We start from the raw sequence: 17,288 nt of genomic DNA on the forward strand, positions 1-17,288 counted from the left end.
CCGGCATCGGTTCAGGAGGACGTGTCCTCGTCCACCAGGGACAGGTGCGACGTGTCGGGCACGATGGGCGGGGGTGTCGGCCGGGAGACCCCCAGGTCGGAGCCGGCAGGAGCCAAACTCCACGCCTCCAGATGCTGGAACATCGGCTCTTCCACCGTCCTGGGCTCGACCAGGGTAACGCCCACCGGATCCAGGCGCAGGTGGCTGCCGGCCAGAATGCTGTCCACCTTATCGCCGGCCACCGGCAAGCGCTCACCGGGCTCAACCTCCGGCGCCGCCGGGACGTCGTCCGGGGCCTGGGACGCCGGTTCGGCCGACGCCGCCCCGAGCGCCGCCGGCCGGGGTTGCACGGGCTCCGGCCGGGTCGGAGGCTCGCTGCCGGGCATGGGTTGGACATAGGCCACCAGGCCATGCCGGTTCAGCACCGCGCGGTACTTCTCAGCCTGCGCCTGTTCCAGCTTGTTGCGCAACACCACCGGCTGGCCGCTGAACATGCGCTCGACCTGCTCCACCGATGCCTTGAACAGCGCCCTGGCGTTGTTGCGGGCCACCTGCACATCGGTACCCGGAACACACTCGCCCTTGAACACCAGCTGATACATGACCTTCCCCTCCCTTACATGGCCATAGTGGCAATCATAGTGGATGCACGCGCCCCCGGCAGCCGCCACGACCCGGCCTGGCCATGCAAACAATTGAAAAATTCACCCGCGAAGGCGCGCAAAACACGACAGACTCTGCAATAATTCAATGTAACGAACCGTTACTCTTGGTTACATTATGCACAATCCGGAGCCGAGACCATGACACCCCGCCCCCTACCTTCCCTTGCCCTGGCCGCGTTGTTGGGCAGTCCCTTCGCCCATGGCGAGAACATCGACGTGCTGATGAGCCAGGTGTTCCCGAAAGAGCAGGCCACCTACATCGGCTATGAGAGCGTGGAGCGGGAAGACATTCCGGCCACCACCAACATCGAGCGCAAATACCTGATCGTCGACTTCCGCTTCGCCACCGGCGAGCCGGCCGAGGAGCTGCTGCAGGCCAGTGTTCACAAAGTCTGCATGACCCTGTTGCGTGACCAGGACCTGATCCGCCGGCTGTCCCAGTCCGGCTACGACATGGTTTCGGTCGCCTTCGACCGCCGCTCCCAGTTCGACTGCCTCTGAGCCAGCCTCAGGCCTGGCGACCCAGCAGCTTGGGGAAGGCTTCCAGGGCGCTGTTGACGGCATCCAGGTTGAACGCCTCGACATCCGCCAGCAACTTCTCGCCGTAGCGCACCACCGAGGGCGAGCGATGCCGCTGGCCCCAGGCAATCACCCGCCGGGCGAAGTCCTTCATCTGCTCGGGGTCGCCACTCTCGCGAACCACTTCCCATTCGTCACCGAAGTCCCGGCCCAGCTGCTCCCGCAGCCAGCCACGCTCGGCCATGCTGAGGGTCTGGGCCAGCAAGCGCTCCTCTTCCTTCGGCGCGCCCTCGTCTCCGGCCTCCTCGCCCGTCGCCTCCACCCGAGGCAGAGTCACCGTGAAGGTGGAGCCCTGCCCGGGCTCACTTTCCACCGACAGTTCCCCGCCCATCATACGCACCAGCTTGCGGCTGATCGCCAGCCCCAGCCCGGTACCACCGTAGCGTCGGGTGTTCTGCCCTTCCTGCTGCTCGAAGGCCTCGAAAATGCGGTCCTGCTGATCCTTGGGGATGCCGATACCGGTGTCCTTCACCGTTACCACCAGCCGGTAACTCTGGCGGTCGGGGTGGCTGTCGCCGCCGCCCCCATCCGGCGTGTCGAGACGGGTGGCCTTGGCCCGTACCGTTACCCCGCCTTCGTGCGTGAACTTGATGGCATTGCCGACCAGATTGAACAGCACCTGCCGCAGGCGTGTCTCGTCCAGCACCATCGCCGCCGGCATCTTGGAGTCGACACTCACTTCCAGGGTGATACCCTGCTCCCGCGCGCGCAGGTCGAAGATATGGCGGACATCGCCCAGCAGCCGACGTACCGACACCGGCGCATAGTCCAGGCGCATCTTGCCGGCTTCGATCTTGGATAGGTCCAGAATGTCGTTGATCAGCATCAGCAGGCTGCGGCTGCCGGCACGAATAGCGTCCAGATAGTTCCGCTGCTGCGGGTCGGTGACGCAGTTGCTGAGCAGATCGCTGTAACCGATGACCGCGTTCATCGGTGTGCGGATTTCATGGGACATGTTGGCCAGGAATTCGCTTTTGGCCCGGTTCGCGGCCTCCGCTTCCCGGGCCAGCCGCTCGGCCTCCAGTTTGGCCGCCCGGAGTTCGTCCTCGCTGCGGCGTAGGGCGTTCTCGGACCGAATCCGTTCGTCCACCTCCCGCGACAGCTTACGGTTCCAGTACAGGAAGATCAGAACCACCATCACCGCGATCAGCACCACCCGGCGCACCACGGTGTAATCGGTATCCTGTTCGATGTCCAGGTGGATCCAGCGGTTGTAGATGGCCTCGGTCTCGGTGGAGTCCAGGCTCGCCAGGGCCTTGTTCAGGATCCGGTGCAGCTCCGGCCGGTCCTTGCGGACCGCCAGCCGCAGGTCATACTGATAGGGCGTGATGCTGGTAATTCTCAGGTTGGACAGGCCCAGTTTCGCCACCGTGTAGCTGACCGCCGGGATGTGCGTCACCATGACGTCCAGATCGCCGTTGGACAGCGCCAGCAGGCCCTCCTCGACATCCTGGACCGGATACAGGTTGAGGTTCGGGTGGTTGATCAGCAGGTAGTCGTAGGCGGCATGGCGGTTGACCACGCCGACCCGTTCCTGCCGCAGTTCCCGCAGGTCACCGATGAAACGGCCGTCGTCACGGATGGCCAGGGCGATGGGCACCGTCAAATAGGCCCGGGAAAACAGGAACTCGTCCTCGGTACGCGGGGTCCGGGACAGGCCCGGCAGGATATCCACCTCACCCGAGGCCAGCTTCTGCTCGGCGGTGCTGCGGCTGTCCACCAGAATACGGCTGAAACGAACGCCGAGCTGGGTTTCCAGGCGCGTCATCAGGTCCGCCACCAGCCCCGTGGGACGGCCGTCCTGGGCAAACTCGAACGGAGGCCAGTCGGCCCGGAACGCCACCCGCAGGTTCGGGTTACGCTTGAGCCACTCGACATCCGCCACCGACAGCGACAGGCCATTCCGCTCCAGCCCCGGAACGTCCGACTGCAGCCAGGACTGGCGGATCACCCGGTGCTCGGTGTGGCTGATCGCGGCGATGGCACTGTCCAACACCTCGAACAAGCGCTGCCTGTCCGCCGGGACCTGCAGCACCACGTCCACGGGCTTTTCCTCCAGCAGACGCGCCAGCCCAATACCACTGATCATGGCGGACTGCAGGTAATCTGACACCACCGGCACCGGCCCGACGAACGCATCGGCCTGGCCGGAGAGCACCCGACTGATGGCCTCACCCACCCCGGACACCGGCACCGGTTCGAAGTCTTCCACCGGGTCCAGCATGGCAAACTGGTTGGCATCGCCGTCGATGATGGCGACCTGAGCGCCCTCAAGATCCGCCAGCGACTGAATGGCCGAATCGCCAGCGCTGACGAACAGGCCGTAAGTGAGTGTCATCAGGGGCTGGGTATAGGCAACGCCCTCCGGCATCCGGGTACCGGCGGCGTGGGTCGTCAGCAGCACGTCCGGCTGCGGCCGGTCCGGCTCGGCCCGGCCCTGGTCATCGACCACCACCGGCTGCACCGGTATGCCGAGCTTATCCGACAGGCGCGCCAGATAGTCGATGTAGGTGCCGGCCAGCATGCCGCTGCCGGTGTCGAACACCAGCGGCACCTGGCCCGCCCGGACGCCGACCACGAAATGTTCCTGAGCCTGCAGCCAGGCCAGGTCCTCCTGCCCCAGCACCGGCGCCGGCGAAGGCTGGGGCGGGTCGGCCTGCACCGGCCCCAGGCCCGCCAGCACCAGGCTGACGATCAAGACAAGGCGAAGCACGAGCCTCACTGGATATCCCTCGCAAGTCCACTAGAGTTCAAGGCACAATACCCGCAAACGTCGCAGCTTTTTGTTGCGCAATCACGATGAGGAGCGCCTGCCATGGATACCAGCAAACACACCCTGACCACCCTGTTCAAGCAGCTGGGCCTGCCCTGTGACGAAGCGTCGATTCAGGACTTCATCAGCCGGCACTCGCCCCTGCCCCGGGACATCGCCCTGCAGGACGCCCCCTTCTGGTCGGACAGTCAGTCCCACTTTCTGGAAGAGGGCCTCGAAGAAGACAGCGACTGGGCCGAGATTATCGACGAACTGGACGCACGGATGCGAGCCTAGGCGATCGCTGTCCGGCTCTGGTTACGCCCCGCGCCCTTGGCCTCGTATAACGCCTGGTCGGCCCGGTTGAACACGCTCGTCTCCGAGTCGCCCGGGCGGAACGCCGCCAGGCCGGCGGACAGGGTCACGCGGACCGGCTGCCCGCTGAAGTGGAACGGCAGCCGGCCGATGTGCGCTCGCAGGTTTTCCACCACCTCCAGGGCATCCTCCACCGACGTCTCCGGCAGCAGCACCACAAACTCCTCACCCCCGTAGCGGGCAATGAAATCGGTCGACCGCAACCGTTCGAGCATTTCCCGCGCCACCAGTTGCAGCACCCGGTCCCCGGCCTTGTGGCCGAAGGAGTCGTTGACCCGTTTGAAATAGTCGATGTCCAGCACCGCCACGGTCAGCGGATGCCGATAGCGCTGCCACCGGTTGAATTCGAACACCAGCCGTTCCTGCCATGCCTCGCGGTTCGGCAACTGGGTCAGCAGATCGGTCATGGCCCGGAGGCGTTCACGGTTGACCTGCTCCTGCATCTGCTCGGAATGGGTCTCCAGGGCTGCAATTTTTTCCTGCATGGCCTCCAGCTGCTCCGCCAGAATCCGCTCCCGTTCCGACTCCCGCCGGCAAAACCGGTCCAGCACCCGGGCGATGGCTTCCAGGTGCTGCCCCACCGAGGTCCGCAGCTGACCGATGTCCTCGGTGCCCGCGAGCACCTTCTGGGCCTGTTGCAGCTCAGCCCGGATTTCCCGGTCCAGGGCCTCGGTTTCATCGGCGCGGCCATTCTGCACTTCGGCCTGCGCCCGGAAGTGCTGGCGCAGGACCTCCAGGCGCTCGTCCAGGCGCCGCAGGAACGCCTCGAACTCACGCTTGCTGCGGGTCACCGCCGCCACCACCAGGTCCGCCACCCGGTTCAACCCCTCCCGCAGCACGTCCCAGTCCTCGCTGGACAGCAACGCCTGCTGCAGGCGCCGGGCCTCGGCCTCGGCGGTGGGTTCCAGGGCGACCTGGCTGAGCAGCTGGCCGATCAGCTGTCCCACCCGGCGGGCGATCCGCAGGCGGTGGCTCTTGTCATCCAGCTCTGCCGACGCCGCCCCCGCGGTTCCGCTGTCCGGCGTCGGAGATGCTTCGCCTCGGTCGTCCAGCAGCGCGATCTGGCGGTCGATTTGTTCCTGCAACTCGCGCCAGGCGTCGACATCAACATGCTTCTTGCGCAGATCCTTACGAATCCGGGCCAGCAGCCGGTCCAGCTCCGGGGTCTGTCCTTCTGAGGCCAGACTGGTCCGCACCAGCATCCGCTCCAGGGTGTTGCGCTCAGACTGCCACTGCTTTTCCCGGACGTCTGCCTTTTCGATTTCCTGAAGGTATTTCTCCTTCCAGGAAGGATTCGCTGCCATGAGGCGCTCCGATGCGTCCTTGTTTATGGGTTCTTTCGTTTAGCATAGCGGCTGCGACGGGCCCTGGGGTGGCTCTCGTCGTACACCCGGGCCAGGTGCTGGAAATCCAGGTGAGTATAGACCTGGGTGGTGGCGATATCCGCGTGCCCCAGCAATTCCTGGACGGCACGGAGGTCGCCACTGGATTCCAGCAGGTGGCTGGCAAAGGAGTGCCGCAACAGGTGCGGATGCAGCCGCTGGTCCGCTCCCTTGAGCCGGCCCCACCGGGCCAGTCGGGCCTGAACGCTACGCCGGCTCAGACGCTGGCCCTGACGGTTCACGAACAGCGCCGGCTCCGACTCCGGCGCCAGGGCCGCGCGCACCGCCAGCCAGGCCGTCAGGGCAGCCAGGGCTTTGCGACCGACCGGCAGCAGCCGTTCCTTGTCGCCCTTGCCCAGTACCCGGACTTCCGCGCCCGCTAGATCGACCGACGACCGGTCCAGCCCCGCCAGTTCCGACAGCCGCAGACCGGACGAGTACATCAACTCGAACATGGCCAGGTCACGGACCTCCAGCGGGTCGTCCGGTGGCGCATCGAGCAGCTGGGCCAGCTGATCCACATCCGCCACCTTCGGCAGCCGCCGGCCACTCTTGGGCGCCCGTAGCCCCAGCGCCGGATTGTCCGACGCCTGCCGTTCCCGGACCAGGAACTGATAGAAACGACGGATCGCGGAGAGGTGCCGGGCGATACTGCGCCCGGACAGCCCTTCCCGACTCAGCCCGGCAACGTACCGACGCAGCTCGTGGTTATCCAGTTCCCGCCAGGTCCGCCGGCCTTCGCCGGCAAGCCAGTGGGCCAGCCGGGTCAGGTCCCGCCGGTAGTTGTCACAGGTATGGGGGGAGTAGCGTTTCTCGGACGCCAGGTGGCGGAGAAAATCCGCCAGCGGCGAGGACAGGGGGGCGGGAAGGTCCATGGTCGGTCCGGTGCGCTCAGTGAGCCCGTTCCTCCGTCGCCGGGCCCGGTGTGGCGGCCATGTGCTTGAGCAGCATCGGGGGCAGCAGGCGGCTCAGGGTGTCGCTGATGTAGGTCAGGAACAGGGAGCCCATGCTCTGGTCGAAGTACCCCGGCTGGCAGCTGCCCACCGCGAAAACACCGATCAGCCCTTGGTGACGCAAGGGCACCAGGGCCACCGAGGCCACCGGATCCTGCCGGTCGGGGAACAGGAAGGCGCGTTCCTCATCCCGGAACTGGCCGCAGACGGCTCGTTCGGAGTCCAGCAGCCGTCCCAGCCGCGCCCGCGCGCTGTCTGGACTGACCACCCGCAGCGCGCCCTGGCAGGTGCCGGCCGCCGGAGCGTCCATGAACAGCAGCACCGCGGCCGCGTCCAGGCCGAAATCGCCGCGGATGCTGTCGTCAATCGCCGCCGCAGCCTCGCTCAGGGAGCGGGCCTCAATGACCTGCAGCAGCAGCCGCTTGCTCTTTTCGAACAGGCGGTCGTTATGTCGGGCGATGGACACCAACTCCACCAGCTCCCGGCGCAGGGTGTCCCGTTGCTCACGGAACAGGTGGACTTGGCGTTCCACCAGGGAAATCGCGCGACCGCTTTCATGGGGCAAGGTCAGGCTGCGCAGCAGCTCATCCTGGCCCAGGAAGAAGTCAGGGTGGGCTCTCAGGTAGTCCGCCACCTGTTCCGGGGTAAGTTCGTCGGCCTTCTTGCGGGCCGTTGAGTCTGTCATCGTGTTCTCCTGAGCTGTCAGGAACGTTGCCTCTGGGCTCGAGCGGGCCGGCGACGGCGCCCCGACGTCTCGGCGGGCAGCCGCAACTGCCCCTCGAAGACCGTGGTTGCAGGGCCTTCCATCATAACAGGGGCCCCATCCCCCTGCCATTCGATCAGCAGCCGGCCCCCGCGCAGTTCCACCTCGACCCGCTGTCCCAGCAGGCCCCGCAACTGGCCGGCCACCACCGCGGCGCAGGCGCCGCTGCCGCAGGCCAAGGTTTCACCGGAACCGCGCTCAAAGACCCGCAGGCGAGCATGGCTCTGATCCAGCACCTGGAGAAAGCCGATGTTGGCGCGGGCCGGGAAACGGGGGTGCCGTTCCAGCCGGGGCCCCAGGGTCACCACCGGCGCCTGGTCCACGTCGGCCACCACCAGCACGCCGTGGGGGTTGCCCATGGACACCGCCGTCAGCTCCACCTCCTGGCCGTCCACCTCCACCGTATGGACCGGTTTGCGCTGCTCGGCGGCGAAGGGGATCGCGGGCGGGTTGAGTTCCGGCACGCCCATGTTGACCCGGACACTGCCGTCGCGGTTGACCTTCAGCTCAATCACGCCCTTGGCCGTCTGCACCCGGATCACCCGCTTGTTGGTCAGCCGCTGGTCGCGGACGAACCGGGCAAAGCAGCGGGCCCCGTTGCCGCACTGCTCCACCTCGGAGCCATCGGCATTGAAGATACGATAACGGAAATCCACGTCCGGCAGCCCGGGCGGTTCCACCACCAGCAGCTGATCGAAGCCGACGCCGAAGTGGCGGTCCGCCAAGTCCCGGATCATCTCCGGGCGCAGGCGGAACGGCTGGCTGATGGCATCGACCACCATGAAGTCATTGCCCAAGCCGTGCATTTTGGTGAACCGGAGCAGCGGCCCTTGTTCCCTGCGGGGCTGACTCATCCTCCGCCCTCCGCTTCCGGCAGGCAGGACTCGAGGGCGAGCTGATCCTCCAGGGTTTCCCGGCGCCGCACCAAGTGCACCTGGTCACCGTCGACCATCAGCTCCGGTGGACGGTTGCGGCTGTTGTAGTTGGAACTCATGACGAAGCCATAGGCACCGGCCGAGCGCACCGCCAGCAGGTCGCCGGGGGCCAGACACAGCGACCGGTCTTTGCCCAGGAAGTCGCCGGTTTCACACACCGGGCCGACCAGGTCCCAGGCCCGGTCCTCGCCGTCCTGATGGGGGCGTACCGGCACGATCGCCTGCCAAGCGCCGTACAGGGCGGGCCGGATCAGGTCGTTCATGGCGGCGTCGATGATCGCGAAGTTGCGGTGCCCGGTGCACTTGAGGAACTCGACCCGGGTCACCAGGATACCGGCATTGGCGGCAATCGAGCGACCCGGCTCCAGAATCAGTTCCAGCGACCGGTCACCCATCCGCTCGGCCAGGGCCTGAACGTATTCGGAGGGTTCGGGCGGCCGCTCATCCTGGTAGGTCACCCCGAGGCCGCCCCCCATGTCGAGGTGGCGGATCCGGATGCCCTGCCCGGCCAGGGTATCGATGAGCGCCAGTACCCGGTCCAGAGCGTCGAGGAAGGGCGCCACAGATGTCAGCTGGGAGCCGATGTGGCAGTCCACCCCCAGAATCTCCAGGTGCGGTAACTCCGCGGCCCGGGCATACACCGCCGGCGCCTGGGCGATGTCGATGCCGAATTTGTTCTCTTTCAGGCCGGTGGAAATGTACGGATGGGTCCCGGCGTCCACGTCCGGGTTGACCCGCAGCGACACCGGCGCCTTCACGCCCAGTTCGCCGGCCACCCGGTTCAGCCGGTCCAGCTCGGTGTCGGATTCGACGTTGAAACAGCGGACCCCGGCTTCCAGCCCCCGCTTCATTTCCCATTCCTGTTTGCCCACACCGGAGAAGACTACCTTGCCGGCGTCGCCGCCGGCACGCAGAACCCGCTCCAGCTCACCGGCGGAAACAATGTCGAAGCCCGCGCCCAGACGCGCCAACACGTTCAGGACCGCCAGGTTGCTGTTGGCCTTGACCGCGTAGCAGACCAGATGGGGGCGGCCGCTCAGGGCTTCGTCGTAAGCCCGGTAATGGCGCTCCAGGGTGGCCCGGGAATAAACATAGGCCGGTGTACCGAAACGCCGGGCGATCTCGGCGACAGGGACATCCTCGGCATGGAGTTCGCCGTTGCGATAGGTAAAGTGATCCATGGGTATCCTGATTCGTTGGCGGGGGCGGGCGTCACCGGGATGCCCCGACGCGGGCGCCAGGCACGGACACCTGGACCTCGGCCAGGGCAGCCGTGTCGGCCACCCGTGCTTGGTCCCGATACAGTGCTCCTTTCTGGCCGCAGCCGGCAAGAAGCAGGCACAGGGCAAGACTGGCTAGGACAACTGGCTGACGCATGGACGCTCCCCGGAATTCACTGTGCGCCCAGTATACCCGACACCCGCCGCCACGGGCGAGGATTGCGCTAGTCGCCCAGATGCTGGTTCAGCGCCGCTTCCAGCAGGTTCCGATAATACAGGTATTGGCTGGTCTGCAGGTCCCGCTGATAGACCCGGGGGTCAATGTCGTGGGGCAGGTGCAGGTCGGACAGGTACACCGGGTACGGGTCCCCGGCCTGACGCCGGGCCCGGATGTAGTGGGCCACGGCGGGGATCAGCCGGTCGCCATGCTCCTGCACGGTGAACTCCTGGCCGTCGCAGAACAAGTCGAAACGCAGACGTTCATCGCCTTCCTGAATGCCCACCGCCTGCACTTCGAGTTCCTGCGGCGGCTCGGTGGCCTCCGGCACCGGCCGGGGCTCGGTGCGCCAACGGCCGTCGCGCGCGACCAGCTCATAGCACCGGACCGACGACAGGGCCAGCTGCCCGTCCGGATGGCGCAGCAGCCGGCGCTCCACCAGATTCTCCAAAAACCGAAGCAACGGCGACAGCAGGTACCGGCGCGGGCTTTCCGCCTGCTCCCAGGTACTGAGGGAGCCCCGCTCATCCACCACCCACACCCTAGCCCGATCGCCGGACAGACGGTAGAACACCTGGACCGAATCCGGCTCGCTCGCCTCGCACACCGCACGCAGTTGCGGATCCTCGGCGATGGCGTAGCGGTCGAAGACCACTGGTGCGTACTGGTCCTGGGGCTGCATCAGCACCTCCATCAGAGCGTCCTTGTCGTCCAACACCAAGAAGCCGGGTTCACGGCCGTTGTACTGCAGCAGGAAATAGCGCCGGTCCATCTCGATGACGTAACGCAGCGGGTGAGGCCCGGTGCCACCGGCGAAGAAGCGGGCGAAGACGTCCGCGAACAGCTCCCGAACCCGCCGAGCGATGGCCTGACCATGGCCGCGACGGTAGCTGTGTACCTGAATCTCCGGCAGGTTGTCGGGGTTCGCCGCCGCTGACGCCAGCACGTTCTTCAGGCACTGCACCAGAGTGTCGCCGGCCGCGTAATGCTGAAGGCTGACCTCATGCCAGCTGTTGAAGGTGACTTGGTCGATGGTTACCACCAGGTTCTCCCGACCGCCACTGAAGCCCAGCGAATCGTGACGGGCACTGAGCTTGTGCAGGCCTTTGTCGGTCAGATGCGCCTGGGGATCCACCCCCACGTTCACCAGCAGCAGACAACGCAGGGGGCGCACGCCCCGGGCCAGGGCCTGGCGTCCGGCCGGCACCACCGGGACCGGCAGGAACGCCGCCAGGGCATCCAGCATCTCCCGCAGCTCCGCCACCGACGCCACGGTGTGGCCGGCGCGGACGTTCAGACGGGTGGCCCGGGTCAGCAGGCCGTTGCAATAGCACCACACCATCAGCTCCGAGAGGTTGCCGGAACGGCGGATCACCGGTTTCCAGAACGCATCCGCGGGGTCCTCGAGATCCCGATACAGCAGCCAGCCCTCGCCTCCGGCCCCCTGGGTCGACTGATGGTGAAACGCCAGGTTCTCCTCCGCCAGCGACGGTGCCAACCCCGGGTTGATCAGCTCCACCTTGCCGGCCTTGCGCTGGAAGCAGGCATACAGTTTCCGGCCCAGCAGATTGATGTCCTCGGGCCGGATTGCGGCGGCGGCACCCTGCTCCCGGGCCATGCCCGACAGCAGCCGGTAGCTGTGGGTCAGTTCCGCGACCACCGACCGGCGCAGCCGGATGACATCCTCCGCCCGCCACCGCTGCCGGTTGTCCAGGTTTTCCAAGGTCGCCTCCGGCCAGCCCCAGTCGGCCACCAACCGGGCCAACAGCCGCACCCGCCATCGGTTCCGGGAAGGATCGGTCCGGGTTAGCGGCAGGCCCGCCTTGAGGTACAGACAACGCCGGACCATATCCAGACGCTCGCTCCCGCCCCGCTCGGACAGCCATCCGGCCAAGCGCTGGTACAGCATCACATAGGGGTCCAGCTCATCCGCCTGGACGACGCCGTCAAACACTGCCCGCTTGAACGCCAGGGACAGCAGGGGGTATTCCGGAGCCCGGGCATAGCACTCAATCAGCAGCAGTTTAAGCATCGATTTCCAGGGCGCATCGATCCCCTTATACAACTGCCAGACGCCGGCCCCCAGAAACTCTTCCCTCGGAATGGCCGGAACCGGCCCGAAGTCGATGTATTCATCCGCCCGGATGAAACGGCAGTCGGTCAGCATCCGGCGGCGCTCGTCGTAGCGTGATTCCTGGTCCGCCGGAATCAGCCACCACAGGGGCAGACAGCCGCCCAGATGAATGCCGGTGCGGTAGAACTCGTCCAGCAGCAGATAGTGCTGGGCACTGCCGCAGTTCTCGCCGCTGATCTCCGCGCGCTGCCGTCCGGCGCGCCAGTCGTCGGCACTGAACACGAACACGTGCAGCTCCACCCCCAAGGTCGCCGCCCACTCCGACAGCCGCTGTGCCTTGCGTTCAAGCCGCCGGACGCCGGCGTCGGGCAGATCGGGCCGGTGACACAGCCAGACGTCCAGGTCGCTGGCCACCGAGTGCCCCAGGCTACCGGGGCTGCCCATCAGAAACAGTGCCCGGAGATCCGGGCGGCGCTGGCCCTGGTCACGCAGGGCAAACGTCCGTGCCAGTCGGCGCGCGGCATCCAGGGCCCGGGGCTGGGGCTGGTAATGGCTGAGGCCATGGGGACAGTCGCCATCGAGATACCCCGGCAGCGATGGATGGTTGAGGTGGAACGCCAGCGGCAGGATGTCGAGCACCACCTGCTGGCGGTAGGTCAGCGCGGAATGCGCCCGTTCCCAGCGCTGCCGGTTGACCGACAGGAACCGCTCCCGCAGCCGACGCAGGGTCTTGCGGTCGATGCCCTCGTCAAAATCGAGGGCGATGGCAGAGGCGAGGGCGTTCAAGGCGGCTCCGGGGAACTGGCTCTTTGTGCTGACACTATCAGTATGATGAACGCATCGTGGCAAAACGGGCAAAAAAATAAAAGCGGCGCCCATTCCGCACCAACGCCCGAGACATGAGGCACCCGCACCGTGAACGAGTTTGTGATCCGTCGCTACCGGTCGGACCAGACCGGCCAGGACGTGCTGGCGACCTTTCGCCACCCGGGTTTCGATGCCGTTGTCGTGAGCCAAATGAGGGATAGAACGTTGGAGTAACACCGCGCCGTCCATGGCGGGCCCCGCCGGCCTACCAGCCCTCCATCGGGACACCATGTTCCCTGAGGTAGTCGCCGTTCCGTTCGAGATAGCCTTTTGTGCGTTCCGTGAACCGGGAAGGATCTCCCGGCACTTCCGTGGCCTGCATGCGCATCACCTCGATTTCGTTGCCAATCTGGTTCGAAATCCACACCACCACGGTACCGCCGGGCGCCAGGCCAATGGTCATGGTGTCCCGGGGGCCAGAGCGCACATCAACCTGCGTGACATAGGTGGCCGGCTCCCGCATTCGGTCCAGCAGGTCGGGCGGCACCTGAATGATCTTGGTGTAATATTTCTGCTCCGCAAAGGAAAACCAGTTGATCAAAATCAGTTCCGGAAAGGGGTCAACTTCAGCCCCAGCTCCAGATGGACCATGGGGCCCCTTCCAGCAGCAGCCCACGGTACCGATGGGCTGGCGCCAGCTCCGCTCGCCCGACTTCTCCAGAAACATATCGGTCACCCACACTTCGTAGTGCTTGGGGGCAGCCACGTCGATATACCAGCTTGTGTCGTCCTTCGACCACGTCGAACATCCGCTGCCCAACAGGGCCACGGCCACGATGCCCATGGCCAGAATGTTCCGAATCATCATTCTCCCTCCGTCTGTGGATAAACTAGGCGCTCCCCGGAGAGCACCGGTGCATGGGGATGCAATCCCTCGAACTTCGCAGGCGTTCCCCCCACCAGGGTTTCGATGCCGTTGTAGTGAGCGGAGTAATGGATATAGCGCTGGAGCAACAGGTGCTCGTGTTCCGTGGGCAGTGAGGGGACGTCGCTCCCTTGTTCAACCTGTTCCAGGATGTGTTGCAGGATGGGCACAAGCTCATCCTGTATCGACATAGTGTCATCGGTGGGGTCAATTTCCCTCAGAGGCACCTCCTGTTCTGCCGCTAACTGGTGCATTAACCGCAGGGGCACCCGTGAATACTCCCCCCGCACCTGGCGCAGCATCCGCAGCACCAGCTCCATCCGGCCATCCGGCGCCGGGTGGTCATAGCGCCGGGTGACAATTTCCAGTCGGGCTGGCCCTTCCGGGCCCTGGTCTTTCGGCCAGGACTGCAACTGTTCGGATTGCCGGACCGGCAGACTGTAGGGCCCTATCCAGCCTTCTGCCTCTATCTGTTTCCGTTTGGCCTCCAGGTTGTCCCATTGCAGGGTTTTGTCCGGCCAGCGCAGCCGGTCGCGAGGTATCGGCAGCCCGGGGCTTAACAGCACGTCCTCCCGCTGGCTGTCGCCGTAACCACCGCCAATATCGGAATGAACGCCCGGCAGGGCGATTTCCCGGAAGTTGTCCGGCACGCTGCCGTCGTGGCTTCGCAGGCTGTTCAGGGCAAAATTCCGGCGGTGCTCATGGACGGCGGTCAGGTGCACTGCGTGGCCCACCTTGTCCGGATCCAGGTACAGCTTTACCGGGTGGTTGCGGTTGTTATGAGCGGATAAATCACCAGCGGCCGGGTTAACGATGGCGGCCACGGAGTCGAACAGCCCCACGAAGCGAATGTCTACCGTCTTCGGCCAGAGGATACCGCTGTCAGCCAGCATCCGGGCCAGCAGACCGTTCTCCCCCTGACTAATTTCGTGCGCAGCGTGGCGGGCCGCCGCCGCGCCCCGGCTGAAACCGAACAGATCAATGGTCAACCGCTCAATGGGTTTATTCCGCTGATCAGTAGAGACCGTTTGCAGGATTCTTCTCACCTCTCGGGTCAGTCTGGTGAATGCTCCTGTCACCTGTGCGATAATCCCCGCCTCCCCCATGCCGGTGGCAGCACTGTACAACGCATCCTCCTCACCGGTCTTGGTGCCCGCCCCAGGGGCGTAAATTTTTCGCCGGTAGGTGATACTTCCTTCCGCTTCCAACTCATCTTCAGCGTACAAATCCCACAACTTAGCCACATTGCTGGGGGCATTGGCGTAACTGTCGCCTAACATCAGGCCCATCCGCCGCGCACACTCTTCCCCGCTGATGGTGTTGCTTTCATAGGGAATCAGGCACTCCCGCTCCAACTGCTCAACGAAGGCTTGGGTATTGGCGGCATTGTTCATGGTGCCGTCGGTAAACAGGCCCACTTCCAGGTGAATCTTGGGGGAGGGTTCCTGGGAGGCGTCCGCCTTGGCGCCTTCGGCGGCGGAAGCAGACGCCAGAACGGGAGCCACCAACGCGGAAGCCCCTAAGGGTAGGCTCAGCCGGTGGTCATCTTCGCGGCCCTGAGCCGCCTGACGCTGACACTGCTGGGTGTGCGTCGAGAACAGAGTCGCGTCCAGCGCCCCAACCCCCCAGGGGTCGGATTGGCACAACTGATCGGGGGGCACGCCGCATTCGTTCAGTTGCGCCACGGCGCTCTCAATCGCAGAAGACGTGTATAGCCAGCCGCCATTTACCCGCCACCGGCCGCCGGCAGGCAGGCTGATGTCTGGCTGCCAGGTCACCATGGGGGAGACAGGGCCACCCCAGCCCGCGCAGACCAACATCAGCTCACCGTCTTTCACCGCCCGGTAGACCGTCTCGGCTATATTGCCTCCGTCACGGTAGTCGTACCTGAATAGCGAGTGCATGTTTGAACGAACTTGGTCGCTCTCTTCAACCAGGCGCCGGGCCTTATCGGCGGCGAAAAAGGGGGTTTCAACGAGGGGAAGATCATAGGCGCTCAGCTCCGAGGGCCTGACCAGTTTCATGAAGCTCATCGTCAGCATTCCTTGTTGACGGTAGAAGACGGGTAAGAATGAACCTGCAATCCTAGCCGGTACTTTGTGTTTATGACAAAACCGCGCTTTGCGGTTTTGTCATCATTTTTCGACACCGATCAGTCCATGACACACGCCATGGACTACACCAGTCTTAACCTCTTCCGGGCGCGGGCCACCGCCGCACGCACCTGGTTCGGCGCAGTGCCGCCCAGATGGTCGCGGGCCTGTACGGAGCCTTCCAGGGTCAGCACGTCGAACACGTCCTCACCGATCACGTCCGAGAACTGCCGCAGCTCGTCCAGGGTCATCTCCGACAGGTCCCGGCCTTCGGCGACGCCAAAGGCCACGGACTTGCCGACGATCTCGTGGGCATCCCGGAACGGCACGCCTTTCTTCACCAGGTAATCGGCCAGATCGGTGGCAGTGGAGAAGCCGCGCTTGGCGGCGGCACGCATGTTGTCGGCCTTGGCCCGGATCGCCGGAATCATGTCGGCGTAGGCTTTCAGGCAGCCTTTGACGGTATCGACGGTGTCGAACAGCGGCTCCTTGTCTTCCTGGTTGTCCTTGTTGTAAGCCAGTGGCTGGCTCTTCATCAGGGTCAGCAAGCTGATCAAGTGACCGTTCACCCGGCCGGTCTTGCCCCGCACCAGCTCCGGCACGTCCGGATTCTTTTTCTGGGGCATGATCGACGACCCGGTGCAGAACCGGTCCGGCAGATCGATGAAATCGAACTGGGCCGAGGTCCACAGCACCAGTTCCTCACTGAACCGGGACAGGTGGGTCATCAGCAACGCTGCAAAACTGCAGAACTCGATGGCGAAATCCCGGTCGCTGACCGAATCCAGGCTGTTCTCGGTGGGCCGGTCGAAGCCCAGCAGACGCGCGGTCAGGGTCCGATCGATCGGATACGTGGTGCCCGCCAGCGCGGCCGCGCCCAGGGGCATGACGTTGACCCGCTTGCGACAGTCCTGCAAACGCTCGGCATCCCGCGCCAGCATCTCGTACCAAGCCATCAGGTGATGACCGAAGGTAACCGGCTGAGCGGTCTGCAGATGGGTGAACCCGGGCATGATGGTGTCGGCTTCGCGCTCGGCCAGGTCGAGCAGCCCGGATTGCAGGCGCTTGAGTTCCTCTGCAATCACGTCGATCTCATCACGCAGGTACAGGCGAATGTCGGTCGCCACCTGATCATTCCGGCTGCGACCGGTGTGCAATTTCTTGCCGGTGACGCCGATGCGGTCGGTGAGCCGCGCCTCGACGTTCATATGCACGTCTTCCAGGCTGACCGACCACTCGAACCGCCCCGCCTCGATGTCCGCCTTGACCTCGCGCAGGCCGGCAACAATCCGGTCCCGCTCCTGCGCCGTCAGCACACCCACCTCGGCGAGCATGGTGGCGTGGGCGATGGAGCCCTCGATGTCGTGATGGTACAGGCGCTGGTCGAAGCCCACGGACGCGGTAAACTTCTCGACAAAGGCGTCGGTCGGCTCGCTGAAGCGACCGCCCCAGGGTTTTTCGGAGGCTGTGGTCTGGTCGGGTTTCTTCTGATCCGTCATGGTCTATCTTTCCTGCTGGCGGCCCGGCGTCGTCCGCCGGCGATGGGTC

14 protein-coding genes are annotated in these 17,288 nt (G+C 65.2%); 2 read left to right on the top strand and 12 right to left on the bottom strand.

The annotated features are described in order from the left end of the window. Positions 1-11: 11 nt before the first annotated feature. Positions 12-602, bottom strand: coding sequence for a hypothetical protein (locus tag BTO32_RS03230; RefSeq protein WP_076723017.1), 591 nt, complete (start codon positions 600-602; stop codon positions 12-14). A gap of 201 nt (positions 603-803) precedes the next feature. Here BTO32_RS03230 and BTO32_RS03235 point away from each other — a divergent pair, with 201 nt between their 5' ends. After that, positions 804-1,166 carry a hypothetical protein gene (locus tag BTO32_RS03235; protein WP_139339013.1) on the top strand — a complete coding sequence of 121 codons (363 nt, stop codon included), beginning with the start codon at positions 804-806 and terminating at the stop codon, positions 1,164-1,166. A gap of 7 nt (positions 1,167-1,173) precedes the next feature. Here BTO32_RS03235 and BTO32_RS03240 read toward each other — a convergent pair whose 3' ends face one another. After that, positions 1,174-3,957, bottom strand: a complete 2,784-nt coding sequence (locus BTO32_RS03240; RefSeq protein WP_076723018.1) for an ATP-binding protein — start codon at positions 3,955-3,957, stop codon at positions 1,174-1,176. A gap of 102 nt (positions 3,958-4,059) precedes the next feature. Here BTO32_RS03240 and BTO32_RS03245 point away from each other — a divergent pair, with 102 nt between their 5' ends. After that, positions 4,060-4,293, top strand: coding sequence for a DUF2789 domain-containing protein (locus BTO32_RS03245; RefSeq protein WP_076723019.1), 234 nt, complete (start codon positions 4,060-4,062; stop codon positions 4,291-4,293). Here the strand turns inward: BTO32_RS03245 and BTO32_RS03250 are convergent. The 10 genes from BTO32_RS03250 to argH form a co-directional block, all read right to left on the bottom strand. After that, positions 4,290-5,675, bottom strand: a complete 1,386-nt coding sequence (locus BTO32_RS03250; protein ID WP_076723020.1) for a GGDEF domain-containing protein — start codon at positions 5,673-5,675, stop codon at positions 4,290-4,292. The two genes, BTO32_RS03245 and BTO32_RS03250, sit on opposite strands and share 4 nt — an antisense overlap. 23 nt (positions 5,676-5,698) lie before the next feature. Next, the gene (gene xerC / locus BTO32_RS03255) at positions 5,699-6,610 is read right to left on the bottom strand and encodes a tyrosine recombinase XerC (RefSeq protein WP_425435217.1); all 912 of its coding nucleotides are present in this window, start codon (positions 6,608-6,610) and stop codon (positions 5,699-5,701) included. A gap of 34 nt (positions 6,611-6,644) precedes the next feature. Then, the gene (locus BTO32_RS03260) at positions 6,645-7,391 is read right to left on the bottom strand and encodes a DUF484 family protein (protein ID WP_076723022.1); all 747 of its coding nucleotides are present in this window, start codon (positions 7,389-7,391) and stop codon (positions 6,645-6,647) included. Positions 7,392-7,408: 17 nt separating this feature from the next. Continuing rightward, positions 7,409-8,323: a diaminopimelate epimerase gene (gene dapF / locus BTO32_RS03265; protein ID WP_076723023.1), complete on the bottom strand. Its 915-nt coding sequence runs from the start codon at positions 8,321-8,323 to the stop codon at positions 7,409-7,411. After that, positions 8,320-9,585 (bottom strand): diaminopimelate decarboxylase, encoded by a 1,266-nt coding sequence (gene lysA / locus BTO32_RS03270; RefSeq protein ID WP_076723024.1) that lies wholly within the window; start codon positions 9,583-9,585, stop codon positions 8,320-8,322. The genes dapF and lysA overlap by 4 nt, the downstream gene beginning before the upstream one ends. Before the next feature lie 31 nt (positions 9,586-9,616). Next, complete coding sequence (gene lptM / locus BTO32_RS17665; protein WP_139339014.1) at positions 9,617-9,781, bottom strand: LPS translocon maturation chaperone LptM; 165 nt, start codon at positions 9,779-9,781, stop codon at positions 9,617-9,619. Between the two features lie 67 nt (positions 9,782-9,848). Continuing rightward, positions 9,849-12,701 (bottom strand): class I adenylate cyclase, encoded by a 2,853-nt coding sequence (locus BTO32_RS03280; RefSeq protein WP_076723025.1) that lies wholly within the window; start codon positions 12,699-12,701, stop codon positions 9,849-9,851. 286 nt (positions 12,702-12,987) lie between these two features. After that, positions 12,988-13,590 (bottom strand): DUF2931 family protein, encoded by a 603-nt coding sequence (locus tag BTO32_RS03285; RefSeq protein WP_342742301.1) that lies wholly within the window; start codon positions 13,588-13,590, stop codon positions 12,988-12,990. Then, on the bottom strand, positions 13,587-15,680 hold the full coding sequence (locus BTO32_RS03290) for a T6SS phospholipase effector Tle1-like catalytic domain-containing protein (RefSeq protein WP_245820259.1): 2,094 nt from the start codon (positions 15,678-15,680) through the stop codon (positions 13,587-13,589). The genes BTO32_RS03285 and BTO32_RS03290 overlap by 4 nt, the downstream gene beginning before the upstream one ends. Positions 15,681-15,823: 143 nt before the next feature. Beyond that, positions 15,824-17,239 carry an argininosuccinate lyase gene (argH, locus tag BTO32_RS03295; protein ID WP_076723026.1) on the bottom strand — a complete coding sequence of 472 codons (1,416 nt, stop codon included), beginning with the start codon at positions 17,237-17,239 and terminating at the stop codon, positions 15,824-15,826. Positions 17,240-17,288 lie beyond the last annotated feature (49 nt).

The organism is Marinobacter lutaoensis, assembly GCF_001981305.1.
In the GTDB taxonomy this organism is placed as follows: Bacteria; Pseudomonadota; Gammaproteobacteria; order Pseudomonadales; family Oleiphilaceae; genus Marinobacter; species Marinobacter lutaoensis.